At 65.9% G+C, this 13242-nt stretch carries 12 protein-coding genes; 3 read left to right on the forward strand and 9 right to left on the reverse strand.

From position 1 onward, the window contains the following. Positions 1–70 precede the first annotated feature (70 nt). From NG701_RS01655 to NG701_RS01665, 3 genes are all read right to left on the reverse strand, one after another. The gene (locus NG701_RS01655; RefSeq protein ID WP_252563893.1) at positions 71–1777 is read right to left on the reverse strand and encodes a thiamine pyrophosphate-binding protein; all 1707 of its coding nucleotides are present in this window, start codon (positions 1775–1777) and stop codon (positions 71–73) included. A gap of 5 nt (positions 1778–1782) precedes the next feature. After that, positions 1783–2847: an agmatinase gene (gene speB, locus NG701_RS01660; protein WP_252563896.1), complete on the reverse strand. Its 1065-nt coding sequence runs from the start codon at positions 2845–2847 to the stop codon at positions 1783–1785. Between the two features lie 284 nt (positions 2848–3131). Next, on the reverse strand, positions 3132–3707 hold the full coding sequence (locus NG701_RS01665) for a helix-turn-helix domain-containing protein (protein WP_058929916.1): 576 nt from the start codon (positions 3705–3707) through the stop codon (positions 3132–3134). Positions 3708–3990: 283 nt separating this feature from the next. Here NG701_RS01665 and NG701_RS01670 point away from each other — a divergent pair, with 283 nt between their 5' ends. After that, positions 3991–5532 carry a sodium:solute symporter family protein gene (locus NG701_RS01670; RefSeq protein ID WP_252563899.1) on the forward strand — a complete coding sequence of 514 codons (1542 nt, stop codon included), beginning with the start codon at positions 3991–3993 and terminating at the stop codon, positions 5530–5532. 106 nt (positions 5533–5638) lie between these two features. Here the strand turns inward: NG701_RS01670 and NG701_RS01675 are convergent, their stop codons facing one another. Beyond that, positions 5639–5863, reverse strand: a complete 225-nt coding sequence (locus NG701_RS01675; RefSeq protein WP_252563902.1) for a hypothetical protein — start codon at positions 5861–5863, stop codon at positions 5639–5641. A 268-nt stretch (positions 5864–6131) separates the two neighbouring features. Here NG701_RS01675 and NG701_RS01680 point away from each other — a divergent pair, with 268 nt between their 5' ends. Beyond that, positions 6132–7271: a VIT1/CCC1 transporter family protein gene (locus tag NG701_RS01680; protein ID WP_252563905.1), complete on the forward strand. Its 1140-nt coding sequence runs from the start codon at positions 6132–6134 to the stop codon at positions 7269–7271. A gap of 22 nt (positions 7272–7293) precedes the next feature. Here the strand turns inward: NG701_RS01680 and NG701_RS01685 are convergent, their stop codons facing one another. From NG701_RS01685 to NG701_RS01705, 5 genes are all read right to left on the reverse strand, one after another. After that, positions 7294–8427 (reverse strand): LOG family protein, encoded by a 1134-nt coding sequence (locus tag NG701_RS01685; protein WP_252563908.1) that lies wholly within the window; start codon positions 8425–8427, stop codon positions 7294–7296. Between the two features lie 116 nt (positions 8428–8543). After that, positions 8544–9317 carry an SDR family NAD(P)-dependent oxidoreductase gene (locus NG701_RS01690; RefSeq protein ID WP_058929921.1) on the reverse strand — a complete coding sequence of 258 codons (774 nt, stop codon included), beginning with the start codon at positions 9315–9317 and terminating at the stop codon, positions 8544–8546. Between the two features lie 26 nt (positions 9318–9343). Beyond that, positions 9344–10729, reverse strand: a complete 1386-nt coding sequence (locus NG701_RS01695) for an MFS transporter (protein WP_252563911.1) — start codon at positions 10727–10729, stop codon at positions 9344–9346. A 197-nt stretch (positions 10730–10926) separates the two neighbouring features. Further along, a complete protein-coding gene (locus tag NG701_RS01700; RefSeq protein WP_104062788.1) occupies positions 10927–11634 on the reverse strand; it encodes a FadR/GntR family transcriptional regulator in 708 nt (235 codons plus the stop codon). Positions 11635–11763: 129 nt separating this feature from the next. After that, positions 11764–12252: an SRPBCC family protein gene (locus NG701_RS01705; protein ID WP_252563914.1), complete on the reverse strand. Its 489-nt coding sequence runs from the start codon at positions 12250–12252 to the stop codon at positions 11764–11766. A 235-nt stretch (positions 12253–12487) separates the two neighbouring features. On the opposite strand from NG701_RS01705, the gene NG701_RS01710 reads away from it, so the two are divergent. Beyond that, positions 12488–13228 carry a GntR family transcriptional regulator gene (locus tag NG701_RS01710; protein ID WP_252563916.1) on the forward strand — a complete coding sequence of 247 codons (741 nt, stop codon included), beginning with the start codon at positions 12488–12490 and terminating at the stop codon, positions 13226–13228. The last annotated feature ends 14 nt before the right edge of the window (positions 13229–13242 follow it).

Below are 13242 nucleotides of genomic sequence, written 5' to 3' on the forward strand. Positions count from 1 at the left end.
GCCTCAAGTGTCCTCTCGCGCTGTGGTGGAGCGGGGGCTGTGGTGGAGCGGGTGCTTTGGTGCTGGGTGTTCAGCCGTCCAGGTGGGTGGGGCCGAACATCTTGAGCAGGGTTTCGACGACGACGACGTTGGGTCCGTCCGCCGCGAAGCCCGCCTTGAGCGCGTCCCCGACATCCTCGGGGGCCACCCGCGTGGCCGGCACACCGAAAGCTTCGGCGAGCTTTACGAAGTCGGGGCGCGCGAGCTCGGTGGCCGTGGCCTTGCCGAACGCGCCCACCATGTATTCGCGCAGGATGCCGTAGCCGCCGTCGTCCACGATCAGCCAGGTGACCGGGATGTTGTGCTGCTTTGCGGTGGCGAGCTCGGAGATGGAGTACATGGATGAACCGTCACCGGACACGGCGAGGACCCGGCCGGGCTTGCCGACTGTTTCCAGGCCGACGGCACCGCCGATGGCTGCGGGGAAGCCATAGCCCAGGCCGCCGGCGCCCTGGGCGGAGTGGAACTGGCCCTGCCGGGCATCCCAGCAGCTCCAGCCCCAGTACGCGGAGATGGTCATGTCCCAGAAGGTCTGCATGTCCGCGGGGACGGCTTCGCGGATGTCGGACATGAACTTCAGCTCTTTGCCCAGGTCCTGGGATTCGAGCCTTGCCTTGACCTTGGCGAGCGAGTCCTTCACCAGGTCCTCCGGGGTCGTCCCATGCCAGCTGCGGGCGGTGTCGACGGGCGCCACCAGGGCCTCGTCGAGGGCGGCGAGGGCCTGGCCGGCGTCGGCGCGGATGCCCAGGCCAGGACTGTTCGATTCGAGGACGCGCGGTTCGGCGTCGATCTGGATGATGCGGCCGCGGGGCGCGAACGTGAAGTAGTTGGAGGTGACTTCACCGAGGGACGAGCCGATGACAATCAGGACGTCAGCATCCTCCAGGAGGTCCGTCATGTGGCGGTCCTCGATCCAGGACTGCAGCGAGAGCTCATGGGTCCACGGGAAGGCGCCGTTGCCGCCAGGCGTGCAGATAACCGGTGCCCGCAGCTTTTCGGCAATCGAGAGCAGCGATTTTTCGGCCCGGCCCCGCCGGGTACCGCCACCGGCGATGATGGCGGGACGTTCCGCCGTCGACAGCCATTTCACCGCTTCCCGGACCAACTCCACGCGCGGCGGGTTGTCCGCTGCCTCGGCGAGCGCGTCCTCCACCGGGGGCACCATGATGGGATCCAGCAGCACGTTCTGCGGGATTTCCAGCCAGACCGGGCCCTGCGGCGACGAGATGGCTTCAGTCCAGGCATCCTGGATGGCCGACGGGATACCGGACGCGTGCTGGATCAGGCGCTGGCTCTTGGTGACGTTCGCGGCCGAGGCCTTCTGGTCATCGAGCTGGTGGAGCATGCCCTTGCGGCGGGCGCCCAGTCCCTCGAGCGGGATCTGGCTGGCCACTACCACCATGGGCACACCCGTGGCGTAGGCCTCCTGCAAGCCGGCGAGGGACGTCAGCGCACCGGGTCCGGTGGACAGGAACAGCACGCCCACTTCCCCGGTGGCGCGGGAATACCCGTCCGCAGCGAAGGCGCTGTTGTTCTCCACACGCGAGGACACGAAGTGCAGGTTGCCGCGGCCCATGGCGTCAAACAGGCCGAGTGCGTGCTGGCCCGGGATGCCGAAGACGGTCTTGGCGCCGAGCGCTTCAAGGGTTTCGACGACGAGGTCCCCACCGTTGCGCTGGCTGGTCCGTCTGCTGTCCCCTGCGGGCGCAGTTGCCGTGCCCGGATCGAAATCAATCATCGTGGCTACTCCTTGGTTCCGGCGGCGAAACCGGCAGGTTGGCGGGCTTCCTGGCCGAGAGCTTGCGCGGCGTAGCCGTTGGCGGCCCCGAACCGGTCGCCTTCAACAGCATTGTCCGCCATCAGGGTCATCAGTTCATAGGCCACATGGCTGGCTGCCACGCCGGTGATTTCGGCGTGGTCGTAGGCGGGGGCAACCTCGACGACGTCGGCGCCCACCAGGTTCATGCCGCGGAAGCCCCGGATGATCTCCAGGAGCTCGCGGCTGGTGATGCCGCCGGCCTCCGGGGTTCCGGTACCGGGCGCATGTGCGGGGTCCAGGACGTCGATGTCCACGGAAATGTAGAGCGGGCGGTTGCCGATCCGGTCACGGACCTTGGCTACGGTCTCCAGGACGCCCTGGTAGTAGACGTCAGCGGAGGTGACGATGCCGAACCCGAAGCGGTGGTCGTCGTCGAGATCCTTTTTGCCGTACAGCGGGCCGCGGGTGCCGATGTGGCTGATGGCTTCCGTGTCCAGGATGCCTTCTTCAACAGCCCGGCGGAACGGGGTGCCGTGCGTGTATTCGGCGCCGAAGTAGGTGTCCCACGTGTCCAGGTGGGCATCGAAGTGCAGCATGGCAATGGGTCCGCCGGCCCGCTCGGCAGCCGCGCGGAGCAATGGCAGGGCGATGGTGTGGTCCCCGCCGAGCGTCACCAGCTTGCTGCCGGCCGCGGTGAGGTCCAGGGCGTTCTGCTGGATGGTTTCGATGGCTTCGTTGATGTTGAACGGGTTGACCGCCATGTCGCCGGCGTCGGCCACCTGGATGTTTTCGAACGGGCTGACGTCCCAGGCCGGGTTGTAGGGCCGGAGCAGGCGGCTCGCTTCCCGGATGTGGTTGGATCCGAACCGTGCGCCGGGGCGGTACGAAACACCCGAGTCAAAGGGCACGCCCACCACCGTCACGTCAGCCTTGGCCACCTGGTCCAGGCGCGGCAGGCGGGCGTAGGTTGCAGCGCCGGCATAGCGCGGGATACGGGATGAATCGATGGGGCCAAGGTTGCCGTTGGCTTCGATGCGCAGCTCTTTCAAGATGAGCCTCTCCTTCGAGGATTGATCGGCGGGTGTGACAGCCATCATAGCCTGAAGTTTTCTTATGCGCATCAGTTGTTTACAAAACTCTCCTGGCCGGGGTCTCGGTGATCGCTCCCGCCCAGTTGCCTTGGCGGGCACCTGAGACGAACTCCTGATTTCCGGGTCACACTGGGGTTGCCCGTGCGAAGCCAGAAGAAAACGGGCCACAAACTGGGCAGGAACGCACGGAGCGCGCGACGGAGGGCAGGACCGCCCGCGGCAGAGAGCGGCGGAAGGAAGACCTACCGGCTGGCGGCGGGGACCAGGACCCAGAGAACTTCGACGGCCTCGTCGGTGGGATTGACCCACGTATGCGGTTCGCGGCCCGGGAATGTCACGGTGTCGCCGGTACTGAGCTCGTATTCCTCGTTGGTCAGGATCAGCCGGATGCGCCCCTTGATCACATGGAGCACGTCCACGTCGCAGTCCACGGCGTAAAGCTCAGCCTCGCCGCGGCCATGCGGCTCGATGACGGCCTGGATGATCTGGATGCGCCGTTCGGAACGGGCAGTCAACAGCCGCTCCACGATGCCTTCGCCGCCCAGGGAGATCCGTGGGCCTTCGTCCCGCTTGGTCAGGTGGGTTTCCGGGGCCACAAACAAGTCGCCGATCGAGATGGACAGGACCTGGCACAGCGTCACCAGGGACGCCACCGACGGCGACGTAAGGTCACGTTCCACGCGGCTGAGGAAGCCCTTAGTCAGGCCGGTGGCGTCGGCAACCTGCTCGATGGTGAGCCGCTGCGACTGCCGGGCGGCACGGATTCGGGAACCGATGGCAACGGGAACATTGCTCGGCTCAACTGGCAGTGCCTTCATGTGCAGACCTTTCGTGGCCGGCGGTGCGGCCCCATCTCTGGAGCAATCCTAATGGCCAGCCGACCCGCGTGACGTGGCGGGCGCCGCGGCGAACAACAGATAGGACGGCCGACCTTGACTGTTGCGTCAGTCACAGCATACGCTTCCCGGCAACAAGTGTTGCCTGTGAGGCAATATTTGAGGAACTCTTCCTCCCCTTTCCACAAGAGCAGCGGAATACCGGCTTCCCAGCAGCGCCGCCGGGATTCCAGACACACTGCAGATCAGCTCCAAGGAGCCCCAAATGGACGCTAACTTCGTCAACATCGCCATCGTGGTGGTGTACCTCATCGCCATGCTGGCCTTCGGCTGGTGGGGCAAGTCCCGCACCAAGAACAACAGCGACTTCCTGGTTGCCGGCCGCCGCCTCGGCCCGCTGCTCTACACCGGCACCATGGCCGCCGTCGTCCTGGGCGGTGCCTCCACCGTCGGCGGCGTCGGCTTGGGCTACAAGTTCGGCATCTCCGGCATGTGGTTGGTGGTCGCCATCGGCGCGGGTGTGCTCCTCCTGAGCCTGCTCTTCGCCGGCACCATCCAGCGGCTGAAGATCTACACGGTCTCCCAGATGCTCAGCCTGCGCTACGGCCAGCGCGCCACCCAGACCTCCGGCATCGTGATGCTGGCCTACACCCTGATGCTCTGCGCCACCTCCACCGGCGCCTACGCCACTATCTTCGTGGTCCTGTTCGACTGGGAGCGCTGGCTCGCCATCGCAGTCGGCGGCGCCATCGTCCTGGTCTACTCCACCATCGGCGGCATGTGGTCCATCACCCTGGCCGACCAGGTGCAGTTCATCATCAAGACCGTGGGCATCTTCGCCCTGATGCTGCCGTTCACGCTCAACGCCGCCGGCGGCTTCGACGGCATCCGCAGCCGCGTTGACGCCAGCTTCTTCCAGCTTGATGGCATCGGGATGCAGACCATCATCACGTACTTCGTGGTCTACACCCTCGGCCTGCTCATCGGCCAGGACATCTGGCAGCGCGTCTTTACCGCCAAGACCCCCACCGTGGCCCGCTGGGGCGGCGCAACGGCCGGCGTCTACTGCATCCTGTACGGCGTCGCCGGTGCCCTGATCGGCCTGGCCGCCCGCGTGGCCCTGCCCGACATCGACGTCGCCAACCTCGGCAAGGACGTTGTCTACGCCGAAGTCGCCACCCAGATCCTGCCGATCGGCATCGGCGGCCTGGTCATGGCCGCCGCAGTCGCCGCCATGATGTCCACCGCCTCCGGCGCCCTCATCGCAGCCGCCACGGTGGCCCGCGCCGACGTGGTGCCGTTCGTGGCCAGCTGGTTCGGCAAGACGATCAACACCGACGACACCGAAAACCCCGAGCACGACGTCAAGGCCAACCGTTACTGGGTCCTTGGCCTGGGCATCGTGGCCGTGCTGATCTCCATGGCGGCACAGGACGTCGTCGTGGCACTGACCATCGCCTACGACATCCTGGTGGGCGGCCTGCTGGTGGCCATCCTCGGCGGCCTGGTCTGGAAGCGCGGCACCGGCATCGCAGCCGCCTGGTCCATGGCCGTTGGCTCGGTCCTGACCCTGGCCCTGCTGATCATGTACGCCGTCGGAGTCATCCCCAGCGTTGACGGCGTCTACGCCAACGAACCCATCTACTGGGGCCTCGGCGCCTCGCTGGCTTCGTACATCGTGATCTCGCTGCTCACGCCTCCCACGGACCCCGAGGTCCGCGAGGCCTGGGAAAAGCGGGTCGCAGGAGCGGTCACCGAAGAGCTGCCCATGGAGGCCCACCCGGTCGCCAGCCACCCGAGCCGCTAATCTCGACAGGCCCGATCACCGAAGATAACAGGCTCGGTCACCAGAGAGTACGACGGCGGCACTCCCCTTCGCTTCCCCGCGAACCGGAGTGCCGCCGTCGTTCGTTCTATTCGGTTCCGCGGAACTCGTCCTCATCGAGTGGAACCACGCGCTCCTCGGCGTCGACTGCCACCGGTGGCGTGGGAACCACCACCTTTTCGGCGTCCAGGAATTCGTCTTCGGCGTCCCAGTCGTCCACGTTGATGGGGACGTCCTCGGCGTAGTCGTAGGCGGGATCCGATTCAACAGATTCCAGGTGCGGCATGTCCGGGTGCTGTCCGGTGGTGCTCATGATTCGACCTCCGTTTGTTCGCCTGACGTGCATTGTCCATGGGCGCCGGCGGTGGGCGCGGGCGGACCCCACTCCTTCATCACAGCACCGCCGTTGGGCCCGGTCAAGAGCCGGCGCAACCCGTCCGGGCACACGCGGCAGACCGCCGAATTTTGAGGGAAACCTAAACTCCGCAGTGAGGGCAGCCAGCCGAAAATCCGCGGAATTCCGCGGTAGGCTGGGCGGTGCAATGGGGCCGAACCATGCCCATCCAGCACAGGAGCCTTGCGTGTCTCAGCACCCCAATCCCAGCCAAGCCCGGCCCGCGGAACCCAATCCATCCGCGCCGCAGCCCACACAGGCCGACATCCGCCGGTGGCGCCAGTACTTGGCGGACGAACGGGCAGAGGCCGCCGTCTACCGCGATCTCGCCCAGAACCGCGACGGCGAAGAACGTGCCATCCTGCTGGCCCTCGCCGAAGCCGAGGGGCGGCACGAGGCCCACTGGCTGCGCCTCCTCGGCGACCACGCCCAAAAGTCCCGGCCGGCGTCCCTCCGCAGCCAGTTCCTGGGCTTCCTGGCCCGCCACTTCGGCTCCGTTTTCGTCCTGGCCCTCGCCCAGCGCGCTGAAGGCCGCTCCCCCTACGCCTTGGAACCCAACGCCACGGACGCCATGGCGGCGGATGAACAGATCCATGAGGAAGTGGTCCGAGGCCTGGCAACCCGTGGCCGCAACCGGCTCGCCGGGACGTTCCGTGCCGCTGTTTTTGGCGCCAACGATGGCCTGGTAAGCAACCTCTCACTCGTGGTGGGCATGGCCGCTTCCGGAGTGGCAAGCGGTGTGGTGCTGCTCAGCGGTGTGGCAGGGCTTCTCGCCGGTGCCATGTCCATGGCCGCGGGCGAGTTTGTCTCCGTGCGGTCCCAGCGCGAGCTCCTGGCAGCCACGCGTCCCACCCAGATCACCCTCGCGGCCGCCCCGAAACTGGACATCGAACACAACGAACTGATGCTCGTCTACCTGGCGCGCGGGATGTCCCACGAAGCGGCCGCACACCGTGTGGCCGAACGCATGGGGCTGCTGAGCTGCGACTGCGATCCCAGCCTGTCGCTCCAGCCCGAGCTGCCGGAGGCAGAGGACCAGCACGAGGCCGTGGGCACCGCGTGGGGGGCGGCGCTGTCCAGCTTCTGCTTTTTCGCGTCCGGCGCCGTGGTCCCCATCCTGCCGTTCCTGTTCGGCCTGACCGGGGTGACCGCCCTGGTGGTGGCAGCGGTGCTGGTGGGGCTGGCGCTGTTGGCGACCGGCGGAATCGTGGGCCTGCTGTCCGGGACGTCGCCGCTGACGCGCGGGCTGCGCCAGCTGGGCATCGGCCTGGGCGCCGCCGCCGTAACCTATGTGCTGGGCCTGGCCTTCGGCACCGTGGTGGGTTAGCAACGGCCGGACGCCGGAATAGTCAGCCGCCCAGCACCGCGAGCGCCTCGTCCACACTGTCCACCAGGAAGATCCGGTCCTCCATGGCCCGTCCGGCAGCCAGCCGCCGGAGCATGGGCCACGCGGGATACTCGTGCTCCCAGTGCTGCCGGCCCACCAGCACCATCGGCGTCACGGCTTCGCGGGCGCTGTAGTAGTTCTCGCAGGCGTCCTGGAAAATTTCCTGCACGGTACCGGCCGCTCCCGGCAGGAAGATGATGCCGCCGTCGCACAGTTCCAGCAGGATCGCCTCCCGGATGGCGTTGGCGAAGTACTTGGCGATGTGGGTGGCAAAGTAGTTCGGCGGCTCATGCCCGTAGAACCACGTGGGGATGCCCAGCGACGGCGCTCCGCCCGGATGGCGTTCGACGACGGCGGCCGCCTCGCGTGCCCACGCGGACACCGAGGGGCGGAAGCCGGGGACGGCTCCAAGGCCGGCGAGCGCCGCCGTGAACTCGGCGTGCGGAACGCGGCTCAGATACGCGCCGAGGTTTGCCGCTTCCATGGCACCCGGGCCGCCGCCGGTTGCCACGATCCGCCCGCTCTGCGCCAGGAGCCTGCCCAGCTCGGCTGCCTGAGCGAAGTCCGGGGTTCCCCGCAGGGCGGCATGCCCGCCCATCACGCCCACGGCGGTGCGGCCGGCGTAGGGGTCCGAGTGTGTGAACTCGTCCAGGGCGTCGCCGATGGCGTGGTCATGCAGCGCCGAGGCCAGTGTGGCGTCCAGCCGGTTGCGTTGCCCCGGGCGGATGCTCCACTGGTACACCAGGGCGTCAGGCAGCTCCTCATAGGGTGAGTTTTCCAGGCCGGCGTACAGTTCCTGCGGTGTATAGAGCCGGGCCCGGTAGGGATCGAACGGCACACCCTGCAGCCTGGGGAAGATCAGTGCGCCGCGGCGACGAAGCCCGTCTTCAACGCCCTGGTCGAAGGTGCAGCCCAGGAAAATGGCACCCTCCACGTCCAGCGTCTCAAGCGCTGCCTTGCGGCCGCGCAGGTCCAGTGACTGGGCGTGCCAGCCGTGCATGGCCACCGCGCCGGCGGCGACCAGTCGGTCGAAGGCGTCCAGGCTCTCAACCTCAAGGGTCCGAGGGCTGGGGACCAGGCCGCCGGAGGGGTTCATAGTGCCAGCCTAGACTTCGGCCGAGGCTCCGGCACTGCACGGCACGGCACTGCACGGCACGAGGGCACCCCCGCCGGAAAACCGGAGGGGTGCCCGTGCCTGGGTCTGGTTCCCGGTCAGGAAACCTGGAGGCCGCCGTTGATGTCGTAGGTGGCGGCGGTGATGTAGCCCGAGTCCTGGCCCAACAGGAAGGCGATCAAGGCTGCCACTTCCTCGCGGGTGCCCACGCGGCCCATCATGATGCCCTCGGACAGCTGCGCTTTGCGCTCATCGGTGAGGGTTCCACCCATGATGTCGGTGTCGATCGGGCCGGGGGCAATCGCATTGACCGTGATGCCGAACTCGCCGACTTCGCGGGCCAGGGCGCGGGTAAACCCGAGGATTCCGGCTTTGGTGGCGCTGTAGGCAACCTTCGAGAACGTTCCGCCGCCGCGCTGGGCGGAGATGGACGAGATGCTCACGATGCGCCCGAGCTTTCGCTCGATCATGCCCTTGAGGACCCGCTGGGAAACGATGAAGGTACCGCGCATGTTGATGGCGAAGACGTTGTCCCACTCCGCCACGGTGGTTTCCATGAACGTCGTCGGGGAGCTGATCCCGGCGAGGTTGGCGAGCGCAACAATCGGGGGAAGCGCGTCTTCGATCTCGGTGATGGCCCGGTCCACGGACGCCTCGTCGGACACGTCGGCTCCGACGCCAATGGCCTTGACGGCACGGTTGGAGCCGATCTCCGCGGCGGCGGCCTTGGCGTCCTCCGCGTTGATGTCGAGGATGGCGATTGACCATCCCTCGCTGGCCATCCGGTCAGCGGCGGCGCGGCCGATGCCGCGGGCCGACGCGGCGCCGGTCAGGACAACTGTGCGTTCGGAGGGGAAGTTGCTGGTAGTCATGGGGTTTTCCTTCAGTGATTTCGAGATCAGGAGATTTTGGCGGGCTGCGTGGAATCAGGGGTCACAGCGGCAGTCGCGGCAACTGCGGGATCCAGCGCGGCATCGCCTTCGGGGCGCTTGCGTGCGTAAAGGTAGGTGGCGACCGCCGTGACGCAGAGGCAGAAGGACAGGAACAGCAGGCCGCTCTGGTTGTTGCCCGTGGCGTCGTTCAGCAGGCCGACAGCGTAGGGGGCCACAAAACCGCCGAGGTTACCCAGTGAGTTGATCAGGGCGAGGCCGGAAGCAGCAGCTGCCCCGGTGAGCGCCGCGGACGGCATGGACAGGAACGGCGCGATGGCGCCGTAGATACCCATGGCCGCGGCGGTCAGGGCAATGAGGGCCAGTATGGGGTTGACCGGGAGCATGTAGCCTGCGGCAAGGAGGCCCATGCCGGCAAGGACCATGCTGACCGCACTGTGCCAGGCCCGCTTTCCGGTCTTGTCCGCACGCCTGCTCCAGAAGTACACAAAGACTGCAGCCACGGAGTAGGGAATGAGGACGATGAACCCGACCTGGGCGGTGGAGAACTTGCCCAAGGCGGCGACGATGGTGGGCATCCAGAGACCCAGTCCGTAGATGCCGCAGACCAGGCCGAAGTACAGGGCCGAGTAGGTCAGGGTGCGCTTGTCCTTGAGGCCGGATAGGAAGTTGTGGCTGCCGGAACTGGACTTGACGGCCAACTCTTTGTCCATGGTGGTGGCAAGCCATTCGCGCTCGTCCGGGTTGAGCCACTTGGCATCCCGCGGGCGGTCGGTCATGAGGATGGGGGTGAGCAGGCCAAGGATGATGGCCGGGATACCTTCGATGATGTACAGCCACTGCCAGCCCTGCAGGCCCATGACGCCGTCCATCTGGAGCAGCAGTCCGGAGACCGGGGCGCCGAGGGCGTTGGAGATGGGCTGGGCGAGGATGAAGATGCCCAGTACCGTGACGCGCTGAGCGGCGGGGAACCACAGGGTCAGGTAGAAGAGGATGGCCGGGAAGAATCCAGCCTCTGCCGCCCCCAACAGGAAACGGATGATGTAGTAGGTGGTTTCACCGTTCACCAGGCACATGGCCGTGGCGAAGATGCCCCACGTAATAAGGATCCGGGCCAGCCACTTGCGTGCGCCGAACCGGTACATGCCTGCGTTGCTGGGCACCTCGAGGAGCGCATAGCCGAGGAAGAAGATGCCGGCGCCGAGCCCGTAAGCTGCGGCATTCAGGCCGATGTCCTCGCTCATGGTGAGCTTGGCGAAGCCCACGTTGTTGCGGTCAAGGTAGGCAACGAAATAGAGCAGGACAATCAGTGGCATAACCCGGCGGCGGACCTTGCGGAGCGTACGCTCGCCAAGCTCGCCGAGCCCTGCGGATTTTAAGGAGAGTGAAGTCATCTTCGACCTTCTGTCTAACGGAGTCCGGCACCGGCGGTGGTGGCGGAATCCGTGCGGATATCTTGGGAGGCCCAGTCCAAATGGGAACGGGATCAATGCGATTGAGTCAGATGTCAGACATCTGACCGAACAACTGAAAAAAAGCATAGATTAGTGATGCGGATTACGTCAAGACCTGTTTGGTGCGGGCTGCAACGTCAGGATGCTGCGTGGTGCACGTAGCGTTCGTAGTCCCGGTATGTCTGGTCCATATGCTCGTCCATGGTGCGGCGGGCCAGCTCGGCCTCGCCGCTGAGGATGCTTTCCATGACCTTTTGGTGGTACTCAATGGCGTGCAGTTGGATCTCTTCGACGGCGGACGTTTCACGCCGTTTTACGTAAAGGAGCTGACCTAGCTGCGCGAACAGCGCCCGGACAAATGGATTGCCGGAAGCCTTCAACACTGCGTCGTGGAAGGCGATGTCTGCCGCCACGAAGGCATCGAGGTCGCCGGAATCATGGAAGCGCTTCATGTCCGCAATGCACTCGCGCATCTGCTGCGCATGCTCGGGTGTATGGCGTTTGGCCGCGAGCGCAGCGGCCCCGGTTTCCACCATGCGCCGCATCTCGATCAACCCCACTGCGACCTGCTCCGCCCCATTGTCGTGCGAAGCGGCCTTGAAGATCGCATCCAGACCGGTCCAGTTGTCGGTCGGGTTGACGAAGGTCCCGCGGCCGGCTTTAACGTAGAGGATGTTCTGTGCCCGCAGGGCCTTGAGTGCCTCGCGCACCGTGAGGCGGCTGACGTCGTAGGCTTTGGCGATGTCGGCTTCGGGCGGTAAGGCTACGTGGGGCTGCAGTTTGCCGTCCAGGATATCTTCGAGCAGGCCGTCGACAAGGTCGTCAACAAGTGTCCTGCGGCCCATCGCGCTTCCCACCTTTAGTCTTACCCCGTACTCCGGGTGCCATCCACATTACAGAAGCCGCCGTACGGACCGGGACCCCCGCCATCCTCACCGCCCGTTGAAGCGGCGTCTCAGGAAAGAAGCGGCGTCTCAGGAAATGCCTGTGTTGCCGGCCTCGCGCCGACCGGAGGCCGCAACGTAGGCCTCAAGATTGGCCAAGGTCTTTTCGATGCTGGCGGGGTGGCGGCGCAAGTAACCTGCCAGCCGAAGGAAAAACTTCCCACGGACCGCCCTAGCGTCCCATTGTTCGGTCACGCGCGTACCGGCAGTACCGTCGGCGCCGGTGGCCGGCTCCAGGATGTAGCGCCAGATGTGGCCATAGAAATGGCGCCAGGCAATGCGCCTGCCTTCCTCGAATTCGGAGACCGTGTTCAGGATTTTGTAGTCCACGGCCATATTCATTTCCATGCCAAAGCGGGCTCCGAGGCTCAGCCGCTCCGGGCCGCGCGGCTGGGCGCCCTTCACGGTGCCGGAACCGTCTATCGCACTGTGCAGCGCCGGAGTGGCCAGGACTTCAAAGATCACTTCGGGCGGGGCAGGGATGAAGCGTTCGCGGGACACGAGGTATCGGTTGTTCATCCCCCCAGCCTAGGACCACGGGCACCATTGGGAGCGAGCCGGCCGGTGCGGCCGCGGCGGTCCGGTTCCGCACGGGACGCGTGGCGCCACAGCATGGCCGTAGCCTTGACCCCCAAAGATCGGCTGATATTATCAACAAAGGCAGTATGTCCTATCAAGCGAACATAGTAGGACATGGATTCCCTCCCGGGCCTCGGGCGGGTACCAGCTTCCGGCACGGAACGAGGAATATCTAGTGGCGAATCAACTTGGTCTCATCATCGACCGCTCCTCGCCGGTGCCCCTGTACCACCAGGTGGTACAGGGTATCGAGGCTGCCATTCACAGCGGAATCCTGGAACCCGGCAGCCGGCTGGAAAACGAAATCGATCTCGCGGCCCAGCTGAACCTGTCCCGGCCCACCATGCGCAAAGCCATGGATGAACTGGTCCGCTCGGGGCTGCTGGTCCGCAAGCGCGGCGTGGGCACCCAGGTGGTCTCCAGCCAGGTCCGCCGCCCCCTGGAGCTCTCCAGCCTGTTCGATGACCTCTCCAATAACGGCAAGAAGCCCACCACCCAGGTGTTGACCTTCTCCCACGTGGAGGCCGACGCAGCGACGCTCGCCACCCTCGAATTGCCTGCCGGCTCCAAGGTCTACCACTTCACCCGCCTGCGGAAAGTGGGTGGCAAGCCCCTTGCCCTGATGGAGAACTGGGTCCGGGACGACATCGCGAGCATGGACGAAGCCATGCTCGCCGCTGAGGGCCTCTACGCCATTCTCCGCCGCGGCGGCGTCAACTTCCGCCTGGCCTCGCAAAGAATCGGCGCGATGATCGCCAACGACTACCAGGCGCGCCTGCTGGAGGCCGAGGTCAGTTCCGCCCTGGTCACCATGGAGCGCACCGCAACAGACGACGCCGGCCGACGGGTGGAAACCGGACACCACGTGTACCGGGCGGATTCGTACAGCTTTGAAATGACACTCGTACAGCGATAGCGCAAGGAATACAT

The sequence above is a fragment of the Pseudarthrobacter cellobiosi genome, assembly GCF_023913815.1.
Classification (GTDB): Bacteria; Actinomycetota; Actinomycetes; order Actinomycetales; family Micrococcaceae; genus Arthrobacter; species Arthrobacter cellobiosi.